A 17557-nucleotide genomic window follows, 5' to 3' on the forward strand; every position below is an offset into this window, starting at 1 on the left:
TGTTCCAATAAGGGTCATTGGAACAATATAGGAGGTGAAAATAAACATTCCTTTCTTTTACTAAGAGTCTCTTTAAAAACTTGATGCCCCAAACTGGGGATTCTCCTAAGAGTAAAGTATGTAGAGGTCGAATTGTTATCCACATTCTATCCATTTATCTCATAAATTACGATGAATACTAGCTTGTTATAAGAAAAACCCGACAATTCCGTTTTTTCTTTCTTTATGGGGTTACCTAGCATGATTCTACAGGTTACAATATGATTGTCTAACCAATTTTTCATTGGAACGGAGGAAGATTCATGACTACAACAAAAACACACTCTCTGATAGAACAGACAGAAAAGTATGGCGCCAATAATTATCATCCGCTGCCAATCGTTATTTCCAAGGCAGAGGGTGTTTGGGTAGAGGATCCAGAAGGCAATAAATATATGGACATGCTAAGTGCTTACTCTGCAGTGAATCAGGGTCATCGACATCCAAAAATCATCCAGGCTCTTAAAGATCAGGCTGATCGTGTGACGCTAACGTCAAGAGCTTTCCATAATGACCAGCTTGGACCTTGGTATGAGAAAATATGCAAATTGACGAATAAAGAAATGGCCCTGCCTATGAACACAGGAGCAGAGGCTGTTGAAACAGCGATTAAAGCCGCGCGCCGCTGGGCATATGACGTAAAAGGCGTAGCTGATAATCAGGCAGAAATCATCGCCTGCATCGGCAACTTCCATGGCCGTACAATGACAGCGGTATCGCTTTCATCAGAGGCTGAGTATAAGCGAGGATTTGGACCTATGCTGCCTGGAATCAAATTGATTCCTTATGGGGATCTTGAAGCTTTGAAGCAGGCAATCACTCCAAACACTGCTGCATTTTTAATCGAACCAATTCAGGGAGAGGCAGGTATTGTCATCCCGCCAGAAGGCTTCATGAGTGCTGCACTTGATTTGTGTAAGGAAAAAAATGTGTTGTTTATTGCTGATGAAATCCAGGCTGGCCTTGCAAGATCAGGAAAAATGTTTGCATGTGAGTGGGAAGGCATCGAGCCTGATATGTATATCCTGGGTAAGGCACTAGGCGGAGGGGTATTCCCAATTTCCTGCGTTGTGGCAGACAATGATGTACTAGGTGTTTTCAATCCTGGTTCCCATGGTTCAACTTTCGGCGGCAATCCGATGGCTTGTGCGGTATCAATTGCTTCACTTGATGTACTGATCGACGAAAAGCTGGCTGAACGATCTCTTGAACTTGGAGAATATTTCATCAGCAAGCTTCGTGAAATCGATAACCCTATGATAAAAGATATCCGCGGACGGGGACTTTTCATCGGTGTAGAATTGACCGAGCCGGCACGTAAATACTGTGAGGATTTGAAAGAGGAAGGGTTGCTTTGCAAAGAAACACATGATACTGTCATTCGTTTTGCGCCTCCGCTCGTTATTAGCGAGGAAGATCTTGATTGGGCGATTGAGCGGATCAAGAAGGTATTATCATAATCAAATACACTAGAAAACCCGCCCATCGGCGGGTTTTTTTGTATTTATCTTGTGGCCCTTGGTTCTGCTGCTCTTTCTTCTTCTTCGCTTGGAGCGAAAAGAAGTCCAAGATTGATTAAACCTGCAAGTCCTACCAAGCCATAAACTATTCTGGCCAATGCTGAGTCCTGACCTCCGAAGATGGCTGCAACAAGATCAAATTGGAAGAATCCGACTAAGCCCCAGTTAATAGCACCAATAATCGTAAGAACCAATGCAATACGTTGAATACCACTCATGGATGTTCCTCCTTAAAATATTGATTCACATATAGGTTGATTCAGCAGGAAGATTATTATTCATCCCCACTGCACTTAACCATTACTCGTATAAAAAAAGCTGTAACATTTCACAGAACATTGGAGAACATTAAGAAGTGCAATATTTTTGCATTGCATACGAAAAAGGAACATAATTGGCGATAAGGAAGGTGATTTAAATGGATAATTTCACATTTTATAATCCAACTAAATTGATTTTTGGAAAAGACCAGCTGGCAGAACTGAAGAATGAAGTGCCTCAATATGGCAAAAAAGTTCTTCTTGTATATGGTGGCGGAAGTATAAAGAGAAACGGGCTTTATGATTCTGTCCTGAACTATTTAAAAGAAATTAGCGCAGAAGTATTTGAGCTTTCCGGTGTTGAGCCTAATCCGCGTATATCAACTGTCCGAAAGGGCGTTCAAATCTGCAAGGAAGAAGGAATTGAATTTCTGCTTGCGGTAGGCGGCGGAAGTGTCATCGACTGCACAAAAGCAATCGCTGCAGGTGCTAAATATGATGGCGATGCATGGGACCTTGTGACAAAGAAGGCGTTCGCATCCGAAGCACTTCCATTCGGAACTGTGTTGACTCTTGCTGCAACAGGTTCTGAAATGAATGCAGGTTCGGTTATCACGAATTGGGAAACGAATGAAAAATACGGCTGGGGCAGCCCGGTGACGTTCCCAAGATTCTCCATCCTGGACCCTGTGAATACATTTACTGTACCAAGAGACCAAACAATCTACGGAATCGTCGATATGATGTCTCACGTTTTCGAACACTATTTCCATTTGACTGAAAACACTGAGTTTCAGGACCGCATGTGTGAATCCCTGCTGCTGACTGTTATGGAAACAGCGCCAAAGCTTCTAGCAGATCTTGAAAACTACGAGCATCGCGCAACTATTTTATATGCAGGCACTATGGCATTGAACGGTATGCTATCAATGGGCTACCGCGGTGACTGGGCTACACATAACATCGAACATGCCGTTTCAGCGGTTTATGACATTCCACATGGAGGAGGACTTGCAATCCTGTTCCCGAATTGGATGAAGCACAACCTGAAGGTAAAACCAGAACGCTTCAAGAAAATGGCTGTCAGGGTCTTCAACGTTGATCCTGAAGGCAAGACAGATGAAGAGGCTGGCCTTGAAGGAATCGAAAAGCTGCGTGAATTCTGGTCAAGCATCGGTGCTCCGTCCCGACTTGCAGATTATGATATCGATGACAGCAAGATTGAAGTAATGGCAGATAAAGCAATGGTAAATGGAGAATTTGGCAATTTCACAAAATTGACCCACGAAGATGTGGTTGAAATTTATCGCAAGTCTTTGTAAAAGTCAAAAAGGACCCGGGCAAACCGGGTCCTTTTTCATTTTTTTAGGAAAATATACATAACAACACATCTCTAAAAAGGCTTGAAACACTTATATTATCCTTGTTCTCGGTTAAAAAATGTAACTAAAGAAAAAATTACCAATAAAATTTATAGGTCTAAATGTTTAACAAGATGGTTAACTGTGGTAATTCTCTAACTGTAAGACAATGGAGCTGAAGGGATATTTTACATAAATGGTCTTCACCATCCATGCTAATAGCAAACCAGCTGAAAAGCTGGGACGCAAAGCCAGGAGTCTAAGGCAGCCTAATTAGGCAGCTATGATCGTCCAGCCGCCATGGTATGAGAAATTTGTCCTGGCGGCTTTTATTGTCAAAAAAATCGCAGAATTTTATCGAAAGGGAGGAGAAATATCTAATTAAATAACTGAATATTCAGTCTTTTAAAAGTACAAGTATTCAAGATAAATAATTATGAAAAGGGGATTAAACATTTGAAAGCTATTAAACATGTATCCATTCTGTTATCCATCATGCTTTTGTTTTTCATTAGCCTGCCTGTAACTGGGACATTTGCAGCTGGCAATGCCGAAAATCAGGCTGTGAAAAATGGCAAAGAATCATCTCAGACTGATTCCGAAAAGAAAGAAGTAAAGAATAATCAAGCTCAAAAAGAAGCGTCAAAACCAAAGGTTCAAAATGAAAAAACAGCAAATTCAAATAACAACAATACTGAAAAAAGTTCAGCTGTAAAAAAAGAAGCTACACAGGTTCAGCAAGCGGATAATAAAGAAAAAACTGAAACGAAGGATGAAAATGCTAAAACAGTTGAGAGTGCATCAAATGAGAACGATACAAAAATGAAGGTAGAATCTGTATCGGAAAAAGTAGTGAATACAAATAAAAGTACGCAAATCCATTTGCACCTGAAGGATTGTGTAAACCCAACTGTAAGTGTCTTCGTTGAACTTAAAGGGGAATGGAAGGAAATGACCAATCCAGGAAGCTCCCCACTCTTTAAATTGCTGGATTCAGGAGAATTTGTAAAGGATGATGTAACGGCCTTTAAGCTTGTTTTTGAAGGTGGAGAAGAGTTAGTTGTTCCAGTTAGTGAAATTAAAGTGGGTGTCGAGGCAGAAGGAACGATCAACTATGGGCTGGAAAATTGTGACCTGGCCGAAAATGGGGAAACTGTACCGGATAAGGATGCAAATAAAAGTACTCAGATTCATTTGCATTTAAAGGACTGTACAAGCCCAGCTGCAACAGTATTTGTAGAGCTTAAAGGCGAGTGGAAGGAAATGACCAATCCAGGCAAATCACCACTCTTTAAATTGCTGGATGGCGGAGAATTTGTAAAAGAAGACATCACTGCTTTTAAAATTGTTTTTACCAGCGGCGGTGAGCTAGTTGTACCTGTAAGTGATCTTAAGGTTGGAGTCGAGGCAGAAGGAACGATTAACTACTGGCTTGAAAAATGTGATATGCCTCTGAAAAACACATTCAAGACATTAAGTTTAATGATCGATGACAGCAAGGGCAAAATCGACAGTGCTGCAGTAATTATGATGAATGGGAAACGCATTGAATTTAAGCTTGTGAATCATGTTTGGACGATCTATTTAACAAAAGAAGCGAAAGTGGAAATGCTAAGAGGACTCGAATTAACAAGCAATGGGCAAACAAAGGTCATCCCCTTAACCCAATTATCTGATGAAATGGTCCAGATTGAAGATGGCGTTCTAACCCTTCAAGTGAATTGGAGCATGCAAGGAGAGCTAGTAGGTGAAGAACATAATGAAGGTGCATTACCAGTTCCTGTGAAGAACTCTGGCTCAGGAAATACACCTGGAGTATCGAAGGATTCACAAGGTTGGGTTGGTGGCGATGTCCTTCCGCAAACTGGTGAAAGCAGCCGGGTGCTGTATTATATCCTTGGCTTCTTGATTGCAGCAGGTGGAGTTATGCTAAGGCTCAAGAATCCATTGAAGAATTAATTTGTGTAAAAACTTGAGAGGGGAAGACATTCCTCTCTTTATTTATATCTGAGGTGAAAATGGTGAAAAAGGTATTTTCGATAGTTTTAATCCTGACCGGGTTTACTATCTTCTTTTATCCAACGATGAAAGATTTATATACATCCTACAGCCAGAAACAAATTATTGACCAGTGGGAAAATCACTCCCTTGACGAAAATGATGCAGCAGAGAGCCTTGGCGAGCTGGAAGATGTGTTCAGCATCGAAACGAAGGCGGAAACTGTTGAATCAGCAAATCCTATTATTAATCAAGAAGAGAAAAAAACAGAAGAAAAACAAAAAATGGATCCAGGAATGGTTGGTGTTATTGAAATCGATAAAATTAATTTAAGGCTTCCTGTTCTGAACGGGGCTTCGATGGCTAACATGGATATTGGTGCTGGTCTGCTGGAAGGAACGGCACTCCCGGGAACTGAAGGAAATAGCGCGATTGCCGCCCATCGCAGCAGAGCCTATGGCAAAATGTTCAACCGTCTTGATGAAATCTCCACAGGGGATCTAGTGACGGTAAAAGACAAGGACCAAACCTATCAATATGAGGTTTACGAGACGTTAGTCGTCGAACCAAATGACGTATCTGTGCTCAGGGGCAGCAATGATGAAAAAACACTGACTCTTATTACCTGCACGCCGATTGATACGGCTACGCACAGGTTAATTATCAAAGCGAAAATGCCTTAATCTACATGTCCGGGTGACTTCCCGGACTATTGTTTTTTCAGGGGTTTAAAAACAATCAACAAGGAAAAAAATAACGAAGTCATGAAGTTTTAAAAAATATTTCACAATTGGACACGCTTACACAATAGTGTGATTCTTGATTCTTGGTGGAGCTTTCGTTAAAGTGGTAGAGAATACAATTAAATGGAGGATCAGACATGACACATGTTCGTTTTGATTACTCAAAGGCGCTAAGCTTTTTTGGTGAACACGAAGTTACATATTTAAGGGATTTTGTAAAAGTAGCCCATCATTCATTGCACGAAAAAACGGGTGCGGGCAGTGATTTTTTAGGCTGGATCGACCTGCCTGTGAACTATGATAAAGAAGAATTCTCACGCATTCAGAAGTCTGCTGAAAAAATCAAAAGCGATTCTGATGTATTGCTTGTTGTTGGTATCGGCGGCTCTTACTTAGGTGCACGTGCGGCACTTGAATTTTTGCAGCACAGCTTCTATAACGCTCTTTCAAAAGAAAAAAGGAAGACTCCGCAAATTATTTTTATCGGCAATAATATCAGCTCCAGCTATATGACAGACGTGATGGATCTTTTAGAAGGAAAAGACTTCTCTATCAATGTCATCTCCAAGTCTGGAACAACAACTGAGCCTGCGATTGCATTCCGTATTTTCCGTAAGCTTCTTGAAGAAAAATACGGTGTGGAAGAAGCTCGCAAACGGATCTACGCGACAACAGATAAAGCGCGTGGTGCATTGAAAACTCTTGCTGACGAAGAAGGCTATGAATCATTTGTGATTGCTGATGATGTCGGCGGACGTTATTCTGTATTGACTGCAGTAGGCTTGCTGCCAATCGCTGTCAGCGGTTCAGACATCGAAGCGATGATGAAGGGTGCAGCACAGGCAATGGACGACTTCAGCAAGTCTGAACTTGAAGAAAATGCTGCTTACCAGTACGCTGCAGTCCGCAACGCTCTTTACAATAAAGGCAAAACAATCGAAATGCTGATCAACTATGAGCCATCACTTCAGTACTTCTCTGAATGGTGGAAGCAGCTGTTCGGCGAAAGTGAAGGGAAGGATCAAAAGGGAATTTATCCTTCTTCAGCAAACTTCTCAACTGATCTTCACTCTCTTGGACAGTATGTGCAAGAAGGCCGACGCGACTTGTTTGAAACAATCATCAAGGTCGAAAAGCCTCGCCATGAAATGGTGATTGAAGAAGCTGAAAGCGATCTTGACGGTTTGAACTACCTTGCTGGCAAAACAGTTGATTTTGTAAATAACAAGGCATTTGAAGGTACAATGCTAGCTCATACTGACGGCGGCGTTCCAAACCTTGTCCTTACAATTCCACAGCTGGATGAGTACACATTTGGCTACCTTGTTTACTTCTTTGAAAAAGCTTGCGCAATGAGCGGCTACCTTCTGGGAGTAAATCCATTCGACCAGCCAGGTGTTGAAGCATACAAAGTAAATATGTTCGCATTGCTTGGCAAACCAGGCTTCGAGGAAAAGAAAGCAGAACTCGAAAAGCGCCTTTAATAATCATGAAAAGGAGTACCCCATTTGGAGGTACTCCTTTTTTTATGGTAATCAGCAGGTTTGTATAGCAGTTTCTTGCTATTCAAAATTTATGAATGTTGTATTTACTGCCAAGCAGCAAAAAATTTTCCCAAAGGCTTTTGTCTAAAATATTGTTGTTTATATGGAGTGTTTGAAATCAACTTATAAAAAGCAACACATTTTACGAAAACAGCCTTAGCAAAAAAAGTCTATTCAATAAACCATAATGAAATACTCCCTTTTGGTTAAAACTAACCTTAAAATGCACAGAAAGGCGGAACATCCAGTGATTGAAATTCCATCTGAACTTGAAGGCAAACACTTTGACCTTTTTAAACTGGAACAGATGCTTAAACCTCTTGGTTACACAATTGGCGGGAACTGGGATTATGACCATGGAGCCTTTGATTATAAAATTGATGACGAAGTCGGTTATCAATTCTTGAGGCTTCCGTTTAAAGCAATTGATGGCCAGCTTGACTCTAGAGGCTGTACGGTTCAATTGCAGCGGCCAATGCTTCTTTCACATAAGTACCAGCGAGGAATTGACGACCATGCCAATATTGGGAATGCGAGTGCTACATTCAACCAGTTCCAGGAACCTGTGGACAAGGATGCAAGCTTTCCAGAAAAATATATTGAAGTCGGGAAATCGCTTGTCCATGAAGTCGAATCTTCAATTTTGAACCACTAATTGGTGATTGTTAACAGCATGTCGTTTTGGTCAATTTTAATATGATTGTTGGGGTTGACAATGATGTCATCCCCTTTTTTAATTCCAAGCAAAATTACATTCTGGGCTAATAGCATCGTGCTTGCCTCGATGAAACTCTTGCCGATCGTTCTGCTTTCAGCCGGTAGATAGGAAAGGTGCTTGCCATTGAGTTCTCCAAGAAAATCAAGCAGTGAATTAACATGTCCTTCTGTATAGATGCTGTTTAAAATGACAGCACTAGTTAAAGAGTTAGTTTGAATCAGTTCATCTGCTCCCGCTCTGCGCGCATTATTGATCTGCTCGCTTGTCAATATTTCAGCGATACAGTAAATTTCAGGGTTGAGTCCTTTTATTGCTAGTAGAGTCAGCACAGTGTGCATGTCTGCGTGCAATTCATCCAGGTTCTGATCAGCAGTAATAATCACCTTTCTTGCTGTTTGAATCTTAGCCCTTAATAATGTATCGTCACTGTTAGCTCTGCCTTTAATAAAATGAACATTCTCTTCGCTGATAGGATTAGACTTTAATGATTCATCAATTAAAATAATCTGCACCTTGGATTCAGACATAGACCGAATAATTGACCGCGACCTTTCGTTCCAGCCAATAATGATGACATGGCCAGCCCCTTTGAAAATAACATTTCCTTTAAGATATTGGTTCTGTTTTGTAACGGTAGCGGCTGAAAGATGGATGAAATAAGATGACAAAAAGCCTGTCCCAACCAGCAACAGGAGTATGCCAGTAATACGCCCCAGAAAAGTCGATGGATAAAAATCCCCGTAGCCTACAGTTGATGCGGTAATGATTGCCCACCAAATCCCATCAAAAATAGTGGGGAAACTCTGTGGTTCAATGAGGTGGATGATTGCACCAAAAATAAAAATAATGAAAGCGGCAATCATTAAAAACCTTGTTAAAATCGGCAGACGAATGAAACGAATATACATCTGGTTCGTCAAGTTAACTCCCCCTAAAATCTTGATCTTCATATGTAAGAAAATATTCATTACTTTTCCCTTATTCACTAGTTCAAAAACAGCTTTGATGTGAAATAATGTATTACTATTTTCGGCCTAGCATCCGTTTTTAAAACGCTGCTTTACTTAAAATGTGCAGTAGCCCGTACCAATTCTTCCTTCTGACATATGATGTAAAGTAAAGGAGGGATAATGATATGTCGATAGGATCAAATTCATATGTTTGGCTTTTCCTGGCTGTTATTTTAGCAGGGTATGCGCTTTACAGAGTAGGGGCTCTAGCGTGGGTGGCATTTTTGGGCTTATCTTTTTTACAAATCGTAGGAATAGTTGTCATCGTTATTTTTGCATTCTTAATCATATTCATTGGAATTAAAGTCCTGTTAAGGGGCGGCTGGTTCTAATAATAGAAAAAGAACCTGCCTCATAATTAGCAGGTTCTTTCTCTTCTTTTAGTATCAAAGATTTTGTTAAGTTGTTCCTTTCAACCTCTGTGGTGCCACCCTGCCGTAAAAGATAATCCCGCTGGCAAGGAGGATAACTCCGAAGGTAAATGTTTTAAGATCCGAGGTACCTGCAATAATGACCCAGATGGAGTACAGAGTCGAAATCGCTGCAATCACTCCATCCACCACTCTTGATTTCATATTAGAATACGTTTCTCCAGTGAGTACAAGCTTTAATTGGAAAACAGAAGAGATAAAATAAGGGACTAAATAGGACAATGTTGCAATAAAAATAATAAAGTCAAATGCATTTGCAATGGAGTTTGAAATGGTCGAAAAAACAAATAGCTGACCCAAAATGTTCGTTACAATTAAAGAAAAAACCGGAAGTCCTTTTTTATTTTCCTTCAAGAATGATGGCAGGAAAAGACCTTGTCTGGCAGCCTGGTAGGGAACCTCGGCACTTAACCATACCCAGCCAATCGTAGAACCAAATAAGCTGATCAATCCAAGTATGGCTAGAATTTGACCTCCAATTGGTCCGAGGACAGTTTCAATCGCATCGATCAATGGCTTTTCAGATGCAATCAAAGATTTTTGGTCAAGCATCCCCATTACAAGCATGCTTATTCCAATGTAAATGACTAAGGCAATCAATAATCCGAGAACGGTTGCCCGTTTGACATCTACCGGACGTCTCGCCCTTGAAGCGAAAACTACAGCAGATTCCACCCCGATAAAAGCCCAGAGAGTGGTGATTGCGGCATTGTTGATTTGCCTATACAATCCGATTGAATTGCCAGCTTCGTCAAAACGGGGAGCAGAGAATGGCAGGATGTTTGCTTTTTGAAATGCAAACAAGCCTATAATGATAAATAGAAAGAAACCTATTACTTTTGCTGCGGTGGCTAAGAAATTTATTTTTCCAGCCTGTTCCATTCCACCTAAAATGATAAAATGAGTTCCCCATAAAAGAAGTGTACATACAATAAAGGTCATTAGATTTCCGGTTCTAATCACTGTGTTGCCAATTATGAAGAGTTCTGATTGGCTTGTTAAAATAGGGAAGAATGTAGACAGATAGCTCGCAAATGTTGTGATGATGGCAATATTTCCAGCTAAATTGCCAATCCAGTAGCCCCATGAAGCCATGAAGCCCGAAAGTGTTCCAGCATGTGATCTGGGACGGAATAATTCTTTTGCATAAATCTGAGGCCCGCCAGTCAGTTCAGGCTTTCTCAATGCCAGATTTCCAAATACCAGAGCAGTCATCAATACACCAAATCCAGTCAGCAGCCACCCCAATAAAACACCGAGCGGACTTGCTGCTTCAGATAGGGAACGAGGAATCATGAAAATTCCCGAGCCTACCATATTGCCTACAACAAGGGCAGTTAAAATCCAGACACCTAATTTATTCGATTGACCCATCACGATCTACTCCCTTACAGTTCTATTATGCTCAGATAAAAGGGTATATATAATCCATTGACTATAATGCTTAAATGAAAAGGGTATCTTTTATATTGTGCTTAAAACACACAAAAATAACACACCAAATTCAGGTGTGCTGTCGCTTTCAAATTAACTTAGGAGATAAGACCTTGAAGAGTATGAATCATATCTAAATATCTCTTTAATAAAATTGATCTATAAGGGCAGGTATTTTTAAAATGAATTCAGTGAAAATTTGGATGGAGCTTTTTGCTATGCCAAAATAAATCCAAAGTTTACGAACAGAACCTTGAAGAACTATAATGAAACAAGTCAGGTAAAAGATTGGAGTGGGTACTTAAGTGCAGGATTTTATATTAAATGTATTGGACTGGCTGTCTAGCTTGGGATACCTCGGGATTGCCCTGGGCTTGATGCTTGAAGTGATCCCAAGTGAAATCGTTCTTGGTTATGGGGGATACATGATTTCTCAAGGAACCATTGGTTTCGCCGGAGCAGTTATCGCAGGAACGATTGGGGGAACAATCGCCCAGCTGTTTTTATATTGGCTTGGATATTATGGCGGAAGGCCGGTGCTTGAAAAGTACGGCAAATACTTGCTGATTAATAAACACCATATCGATTTGTCCGAACAGTGGTTCAAAAAATATGGTCCTGGCGTGATCTTTTCTGCTAGATTTATTCCAGTAGTAAGACATGCGATTTCGATTCCAGCAGGAATTGCAAGAATGCCCTTTATCAAATTCACTTTATACACAATTGCCGCAATCATTCCATGGACTATTTTCTTTCTTTACCTTGGAATGGCCCTCGGCGAAAATTGGGCAGGCATAAAAGATGTGGCAAGGCCATATATCATTCCGGTAGCTGTGATCGCCGTGATCGCCGGAATGATCTATTTTATTTGGACGAAAAGAAAAAAACGATAAGAATCGAACTACTTTTTAAAGCTCAGGATCAGATCCTGGGCTGTTTTTTTTGTTTAAATGACTTTTTTTCAATTTCCAGTGAAATTCTTCATGAAGTTGAGCAAGTTTTTTGTACGTTGATTTAACTTTTTTCAGCTGAAAACGGTAATTCACCAGTTAGATTAATTAATTCACCAGTTGAGCCAAGTATTTCACCGATTGACTCAAATATTTCACCGGTTGACTCAAATATTTCACCGGTTGAGTAAATTTGGAAACCACAGCCATCTTCAACATAGCTTACGCAAAAAGATAATGAAGTGACGATATAATTTCTCCACCTCCTAATAAAAATTAGCAGAATAGCAAATGTTAAGAACAGGAAATGCAGTTCCAAACCGGCGGGGAGAAGATTCAATATGTTAATGGATATGCTTAAGCTGTTTAAAAAGCAGCAAAATAAAAAAACTCCCCCTGGAAAACAAGTGGAGGGAGAGCAATCAGAGCTTAAAGAAAAAGGATTGAGCGATGACCTCCAAGCAAATTTGACTATTTTAAAAAAGCTCTACAGCATACCTGATAACAAGGATGTAAAGCTAAGAGAGTTGTATCTAGAAGGCTTGAATAAACAGGCTGCGATTATGTTTATCAGCACAATTACAGATATAAAAAGTATTGAAGAACACATCCTTAAGCCGTTAACTGAAAATACATCTGGAAATAAGCAGGTAAAGGATATCGTATCGGTGCAAATGGTACATGATATCTTTTATTTCAAAGATGCAGTGAAAGATATTAATAAGGGGAATGCGATTCTTCTCATAGATGGGGAAGCCAAGGCTTATGTCATGGATTGTCCAGATTTCCAAAGCAGGGCGATCGAGAAGCCTGATAATGAAATCCTGATCAAGGGACCAAAGGAATCATTCATTGAAAAGGCAGTCACAAATATATCGCTGCTCAGGAAAAAAATCAGGAATGAGAACCTGATCGTTGAGGCTATTGAAATCTCCCAGCGCTCTCATAATGATGTATTTATTGTATACATACGCGGCCTGGCAAATGAAAAGCTTGTCAGCAACATCAAGAAAAGGCTGGGCAGACTGGATGTTAACTCGATTCAAAACCTGTCACTGCTTGAGGAATATATCGAGGAGCGCAGCTATTCTTTATTCCCGAGTATCCTCTCCAGTGAAAGGCCAGACCGAGCAACGTCTTTTTTGGAGGATGGCTATATCGTCCTATTAATGGATAATTCTCCAGACAGTTTAATATTGCCGGCCACCTTTTGGTCTTTTTTCCACAGCCCGGAAGATCACTATCTGCGGTTTGCATATGCCAATTTTACAAGGGCCTTAAGAATGGTAGCCATGTTCATAACGCTCTTTACATCTGCCATCTATGTGGCTATTACCACGTACCATGCCGAAATGATTCCACCTGACTTATTGCTCGCAATTGCTTCCTCCCGCGAGAAGGTACCATTTCCGGCAGTTATTGAGATCCTGATTATGGAAGCAGCATTTGAGCTGATTAGGGAGGCAGGACTTCGTGTACCAAGTCCGATCGGTCCGACCATTGGAATTGTAGGAGCACTCATTCTCGGACAGGCAGCGGTTCAAGCTAATATTATCAGCCCAATCGTGATTATTGTAGTCGCACTAGGCGGCCTCAGTTCTTTTGCCGTAAGCGATATAAGTTTGAATTTCGCAGTAAGGTTAATCCGTTTTATATTCATCTTGAGTGCAGCCATGCTCGGAATTTACGGGATGACAGCCACTTTTGTTGCCGGTTTATTCTATATGGTTTCGCTGAAGTCATTTGGTGTCCCTTATCTTGCACCGATGTCTCCAAGTTATAAATCTTCCAAGGATACTATTTTTCGCAAAATAATCAAAAATGAAAAATTAAGGCCGGGATTTTTGAAGCCAACTGATATGCAAAAAAAGAGCGATGAGGCGTAAATCATGAAGCAGAACAAGGGAAAAATTGGAATAAAGGAATATACTGCGATCATTCTTCTTACACTTGGTACCAAATTAAGTGATGATACCCCGGCCATTATTTATGAAAATGCAAAAAATGCTGGCTGGATCGCTACGCTTTTGATCGGCTTTGCATCATTGATTCCTGTATTCTTTTTAATTAAGGTTTTCTCAGCACATAAAGATAAAAACCTGCATGAGGTTATCATTCATCTATTTGGCAAATTCTTGGGTAACTTCATTTCAATTTTTCTATTATTAGGCGGCGTAGCAGCTTTGACCATTGACTCAGCTATGTATGTAGATATCATAGGAACGATGTATTTTACAAAGACACCATCAATAGTCATTTATGCGGTCTTGATGACTGTTTGTGCCTATGGAGCAAAACGTGGAATTGAACAAATTGGTGCAGTATCCTGGCTGTTATTGCCCTATCTAAAATTAACATTATTTGTTGCATTGATATTCACATTCAGAGAAGGAAATAAAGGATATTTATTCCCTCTTTGGGGTGAGGGGAAGCTTGGAATCCTGAAAGCTTCTGCTAAAAATGTATCTATTTTCGCAGACTTTTTCTTTTTGGGGCTTATCGCACCGCTGGTCACTACATTTAAGGATTTTAAAAAAGGAACGCTTATTGCGCTTCTAGTTGTAACCATCGAAATCAGCTTAGCATTAGTGGCGTTTATTATGTTATTTGATTACACTACTGCAGAAATGCTTAGCTATCCATTCCATGAAACGATTCGGTACATCCGGATTGGTTTCTTGGCTAATGTTGAGACTTTATTTTTTCCATTTTGGCTTGTTGCTACTTTTATAAGGTTTTCATTCTACCTTTATTTAAGTGCTATTTTGCTCGGGGGAATTCTAAAAATAAAAGAATTTGAATATTTAATTCCTCTTCTCACAGCCATTATTGTTTTAATTGGCTACGCACCTGAAAGCCCTTCGATTGTTCTCTATACGCTGAGACAAAATAACTTATTGTTGCTTAGTCCTGCCTTTATGGTCTTGCCTCCGCTTATGTGGCTTATAGCAAAAATACGGGGAGATTTTAAGAATGAAAATGTTAAAGAATTCGGTTAAGCTCCTAATTATTTGCGTGCTAATCACTATTCTTGCTGGCTGTTGGGACCAAAAGGAATTAGACCAGAAGGCATATGTTATAGGGATCGGGCTTGATAAAGTAGAGCAAGAAGGCAAGGTAAAGGTGACTTACTTAATTGCGAATCCTGAAGTGGGATCCCAGCAATCAGGCGGGGGCACTAATGAACCAACCAAGGAGATCGTTTCATTGATTGCAGACGATTTCATATCATCCAGGAATACGGCCAATGCAATCGTTGCAAGAGAGATTTCATATGACTTGCTGCAAGTGATCATTGTATCGGAGGACTTTGCAGAAAATCCAAATTTTATAAGATGGATATATGGTGCAGCGAAGGACCGGGAAATTAAAAGAAGTGCAAAGTTAATCGTTTCAAAGGAGAAGGCGGAAAAATTTATATTAACGAACGAACCAAAGATTGAAAGCCGTCCGCATAAATTTTATGAATTAATGATTGAAAGAGGACAGGAAACAGGAATGATTCCTGACACAGATCTTAATAGTTTTTATAGTATTACAGAGAGTGATGCAGATCTATTTCTCGCCATTTATGCGACAACGGAAAAAGAGGAATCGCAAATGAAGATGTCTGAGGATGATCTAATGGCCGGGGAGGTTCATGCAGGTGGTACAACCAGTAATGCCCAATTCATCGGCTCAGCTGTCTTTAAAGAAGGCATCATGATAGGTAAAATTACCGGAGAGGAAACGAGAATTTCAAGTTTATTGGACAATACATGGGATACGGAAGATATCATGACAAATTTTCAAGATCCCTTCAATGAAACATATCGAATTTCAGTGAGAATTTCCCAGAAAAGAAAAAATAGTTACACCTTTAAAAATAAATATGGCAGACCTGAAATTGTAATTCAGGTGCCATTATTCATAGAAATTTTAAGTGATCCCAGTATGGTCAATTATGCCAAGAATAAAGGAAAAGTGATGGAATTACAGAGTTTTATCACGAAGCGAATTGAAAGTAAGATGAGTGAATATATTACCCGGACTCAGGAAGAATTCAAAGGCGAAACCTTCCATTTATCTGTTCCAATCAGGAGGGAGTTTGGATCACTTCCGGAATTCCGGGATTTTGATTGGATGAAATCCTATCCAGAAGCTGTTGTTAAAGTGAAAGTGGATGTCCGTTTTGGCGAATTTGGCCGGCAGACCAAACTTCCTAAGCTTAAAGAAGTGAGGGATTAAAATGATCTTTCTCATTTGGGGATGTATCACTCTGATTTGTTTTTATTCCATTTTGTTTGCGGTGACATTGTGGAAACAAAAAAATAAGCCAGGGTCTATTGTTGTGATCATGCTATCAATCGGATGTCTCGTACTGCCTTATTTTACGTATATAAAATAATATTTCAACCAGGAAGGGTTACTGATTATCCCCATCCTGGTTTTTTTAATCGTATTTTTAAAAATTTCTAACATTGTGATAATATAAAGATAATTAATTTTTATTAAATGGGGTGTAGGTATGAGCCTGGTTGGATATAACTTCGGAGAAATTCTTAAATCATTAAGAGTTTATAAAGGATATACATTACCTGAATTAGCTGAGGGCATTTGTTCTGAAGAGGATATGGTTCAATTTGAAAAAGAAGAGAAATATCCAACGATTGACCAACTCTATAAAATTGCACTAAAACTCAATGTGGATCTTAACCACTTTTTTGACATCGCTTCCACTGATACATATAACAATGCATACGCGGTGATGCAATTAATTAATAAATATAAAAGAGAGCGGGATTATGCAGCTATCAATGAAATCCTTAAAAAGGAGAAAGATAACCCGTTGTTCAAGCATACCTCATTCCGGCAATTTTTAATGTGGCATGAGGGTATCTGCACCAATTATCTTGAGGAAGACAAAAATAAATCAGTGGCTATACTGTACGAAGCTTTAACTTTAACGAATCCAGAGAAAAAAAACCTTACGGAGCGTGAAATTGAAATCCTGACCAGTATCGCCATCGTAGAAAAAGATAATGGCAATCTTGATCAAGCGGTTGAAGTTTTCCAGGAAGCACTCCATAATTTAACAGAGCTTCCACAAGTACTTGATTCAAGTATCTGGCTGAAAATTCTTTACGGACTGGCTCAAGCATTATCAAAGCTAGAGAAATATGAGGATTCACTGATCTATTGCAGCAAAGGGATGGATAATTGTATATATGAAGAAAATATGTATTTATTTGGTGAATTCCATTACCAAACAGGCATGAATTACATAAAATTGGGTAAATTATCAGAGGGAAAAGAAAATCTTGAAAAAGCCATTACGATTTTCAGACTTCAGCAAAATGAGAAGTTTGCTAGTTTAGTAATAACGGAAATGGAAAAATTACTAAAATACTGCTAAACGGTTTTAAGTTTAACAACTTAAACAAATACTCATCAGAGAAAAGGAGGATTAAAAATGAAAAAAGCTATCTTGGTTTCGGTGATTGCAGCAAGCTTTCTTGGAGGCTTTGGCGTGAGTTCCATCTACATTGCGGACCTTCCGTCACAGCATT

The 17557-nt window shown here is 39.7% G+C and carries 16 protein-coding genes and 1 riboswitch; of the genes, 12 read left to right on the forward strand and 4 right to left on the reverse strand.

Translation table 11 applies throughout. The features are described from left to right. Window positions 1–302: 302 nt before the first annotated feature. Window positions 303–1499, forward strand: a complete 1197-nt coding sequence (locus V7654_RS18005; RefSeq protein WP_335432090.1) for an ornithine--oxo-acid transaminase — start codon at window positions 303–305, stop codon at window positions 1497–1499. 44 nt (window positions 1500–1543) lie between these two features. Here the strand turns inward: V7654_RS18005 and V7654_RS18010 are convergent, their stop codons facing one another. Beyond that, window positions 1544–1777, reverse strand: coding sequence for a DUF378 domain-containing protein (locus V7654_RS18010; RefSeq protein WP_335432092.1), 234 nt, complete (start codon window positions 1775–1777; stop codon window positions 1544–1546). 200 nt (window positions 1778–1977) lie between these two features. Between V7654_RS18010 and V7654_RS18015 the strand changes: the two genes are divergently transcribed. The 5 genes from V7654_RS18015 to V7654_RS18035 all read left to right on the forward strand — a co-directional run bounded on the left by V7654_RS18015 (window position 1978) and on the right by V7654_RS18035 (window position 8120). Beyond that, window positions 1978–3141: an iron-containing alcohol dehydrogenase gene (locus V7654_RS18015; RefSeq protein WP_335432094.1), complete on the forward strand. Its 1164-nt coding sequence runs from the start codon at window positions 1978–1980 to the stop codon at window positions 3139–3141. Between the two features lie 249 nt (window positions 3142–3390). Further along, window positions 3391–3483: riboswitch (cyclic di-GMP riboswitch) on the forward strand. A 153-nt stretch (window positions 3484–3636) separates the two neighbouring features. Next, window positions 3637–5139, forward strand: a complete 1503-nt coding sequence (locus V7654_RS18020) for an LPXTG cell wall anchor domain-containing protein (protein WP_335432096.1) — start codon at window positions 3637–3639, stop codon at window positions 5137–5139. Window positions 5140–5198: 59 nt separating this feature from the next. Beyond that, window positions 5199–5861, forward strand: a complete 663-nt coding sequence (locus V7654_RS18025) for a class D sortase (protein ID WP_335432296.1) — start codon at window positions 5199–5201, stop codon at window positions 5859–5861. A gap of 197 nt (window positions 5862–6058) precedes the next feature. After that, entirely contained in the window at window positions 6059–7405 is a 1347-nt protein-coding gene (locus V7654_RS18030) for a glucose-6-phosphate isomerase (protein ID WP_335432098.1), read from the forward strand. Window positions 7406–7712: 307 nt separating this feature from the next. Beyond that, window positions 7713–8120, forward strand: coding sequence for a YugN-like family protein (locus tag V7654_RS18035; RefSeq protein WP_335432100.1), 408 nt, complete (start codon window positions 7713–7715; stop codon window positions 8118–8120). Here the strand turns inward: V7654_RS18035 and V7654_RS18040 are convergent. Then, on the reverse strand, window positions 8117–9103 hold the full coding sequence (locus V7654_RS18040; protein WP_335432102.1) for a potassium channel family protein: 987 nt from the start codon (window positions 9101–9103) through the stop codon (window positions 8117–8119). The genes V7654_RS18035 and V7654_RS18040 overlap by 4 nt on opposite strands. A 215-nt stretch (window positions 9104–9318) precedes the next feature. Here V7654_RS18040 and V7654_RS18045 point away from each other — a divergent pair, with 215 nt between their 5' ends. After that, window positions 9319–9525, forward strand: a complete 207-nt coding sequence (locus V7654_RS18045; protein WP_335432104.1) for a hypothetical protein — start codon at window positions 9319–9321, stop codon at window positions 9523–9525. A gap of 66 nt (window positions 9526–9591) precedes the next feature. Here the strand turns inward: V7654_RS18045 and V7654_RS18050 are convergent, their stop codons facing one another. Beyond that, window positions 9592–10998 (reverse strand): amino acid permease, encoded by a 1407-nt coding sequence (locus V7654_RS18050; protein WP_335432106.1) that lies wholly within the window; start codon window positions 10996–10998, stop codon window positions 9592–9594. Between the two features lie 365 nt (window positions 10999–11363). On the opposite strand from V7654_RS18050, the gene V7654_RS18055 reads away from it, so the two are divergent. Then, complete coding sequence (locus tag V7654_RS18055) at window positions 11364–11951, forward strand: DedA family protein (protein WP_335432108.1); 588 nt, start codon at window positions 11364–11366, stop codon at window positions 11949–11951. Window positions 11952–12072: 121 nt separating this feature from the next. On the opposite strand, the gene V7654_RS18060 is transcribed toward V7654_RS18055, so the two are convergent. Next, on the reverse strand, window positions 12073–12348 hold the full coding sequence (locus tag V7654_RS18060) for a hypothetical protein (protein WP_335432110.1): 276 nt from the start codon (window positions 12346–12348) through the stop codon (window positions 12073–12075). 1 nt (window position 12349) lies between these two features. Between V7654_RS18060 and V7654_RS18065 the strand changes: the two genes are divergently transcribed. The 4 genes from V7654_RS18065 to V7654_RS18080 all read left to right on the forward strand — a co-directional run bounded on the left by V7654_RS18065 (window position 12350) and on the right by V7654_RS18080 (window position 17403). Next, the gene (locus V7654_RS18065; RefSeq protein ID WP_335432111.1) at window positions 12350–13894 is read left to right on the forward strand and encodes a spore germination protein; all 1545 of its coding nucleotides are present in this window, start codon (window positions 12350–12352) and stop codon (window positions 13892–13894) included. A 3-nt stretch (window positions 13895–13897) separates the two neighbouring features. Beyond that, window positions 13898–15007, forward strand: a complete 1110-nt coding sequence (locus V7654_RS18070) for a GerAB/ArcD/ProY family transporter (protein WP_335432113.1) — start codon at window positions 13898–13900, stop codon at window positions 15005–15007. Next, window positions 14982–16235 (forward strand): Ger(x)C family spore germination protein, encoded by a 1254-nt coding sequence (locus V7654_RS18075; RefSeq protein ID WP_335432115.1) that lies wholly within the window; start codon window positions 14982–14984, stop codon window positions 16233–16235. The genes V7654_RS18070 and V7654_RS18075 overlap by 26 nt, the downstream gene beginning before the upstream one ends. A gap of 280 nt (window positions 16236–16515) precedes the next feature. Continuing rightward, window positions 16516–17403 (forward strand): helix-turn-helix domain-containing protein, encoded by an 888-nt coding sequence (locus tag V7654_RS18080; protein ID WP_335432116.1) that lies wholly within the window; start codon window positions 16516–16518, stop codon window positions 17401–17403. The last annotated feature ends 154 nt before the right edge of the window (window positions 17404–17557 follow it).

This window comes from Bacillus sp. JJ1609, from assembly GCF_036967045.1.
Taxonomy (GTDB): Bacteria; Bacillota; Bacilli; order Bacillales; family Cytobacillaceae; genus Mesobacillus.

Bases quoted from the DNA above. Each gene is read 5' to 3' on its own strand.
- V7654_RS18005 (WP_335432090.1), top strand. From the start codon at position 303: ATGACTACAACAAAAACACACTCTCTGATAGAACAGACAGAAAAGTAT.
- V7654_RS18010 (WP_335432092.1), bottom strand. From the start codon at position 1,777: ATGAGTGGTATTCAACGTATTGCATTGGTTCTTACGATTATTGGTGCT.
- V7654_RS18015 (WP_335432094.1), top strand. From the start codon at position 1,978: ATGGATAATTTCACATTTTATAATCCAACTAAATTGATTTTTGGAAAA.
- V7654_RS18025 (WP_335432296.1), top strand. From the start codon at position 5,199: ATGGTGAAAAAGGTATTTTCGATAGTTTTAATCCTGACCGGGTTTACT.
- V7654_RS18030 (WP_335432098.1), top strand. From the start codon at position 6,059: ATGACACATGTTCGTTTTGATTACTCAAAGGCGCTAAGCTTTTTTGGT.
- V7654_RS18045 (WP_335432104.1), top strand. From the start codon at position 9,319: ATGTCGATAGGATCAAATTCATATGTTTGGCTTTTCCTGGCTGTTATT.
- V7654_RS18050 (WP_335432106.1), bottom strand. From the start codon at position 10,998: ATGGGTCAATCGAATAAATTAGGTGTCTGGATTTTAACTGCCCTTGTT.
- V7654_RS18065 (WP_335432111.1), top strand. From the start codon at position 12,350: ATGTTAATGGATATGCTTAAGCTGTTTAAAAAGCAGCAAAATAAAAAA.
- V7654_RS18070 (WP_335432113.1), top strand. From the start codon at position 13,898: ATGAAGCAGAACAAGGGAAAAATTGGAATAAAGGAATATACTGCGATC.
- V7654_RS18075 (WP_335432115.1), top strand. From the start codon at position 14,982: ATGAAAATGTTAAAGAATTCGGTTAAGCTCCTAATTATTTGCGTGCTA.
- V7654_RS18080 (WP_335432116.1), top strand. From the start codon at position 16,516: ATGAGCCTGGTTGGATATAACTTCGGAGAAATTCTTAAATCATTAAGA.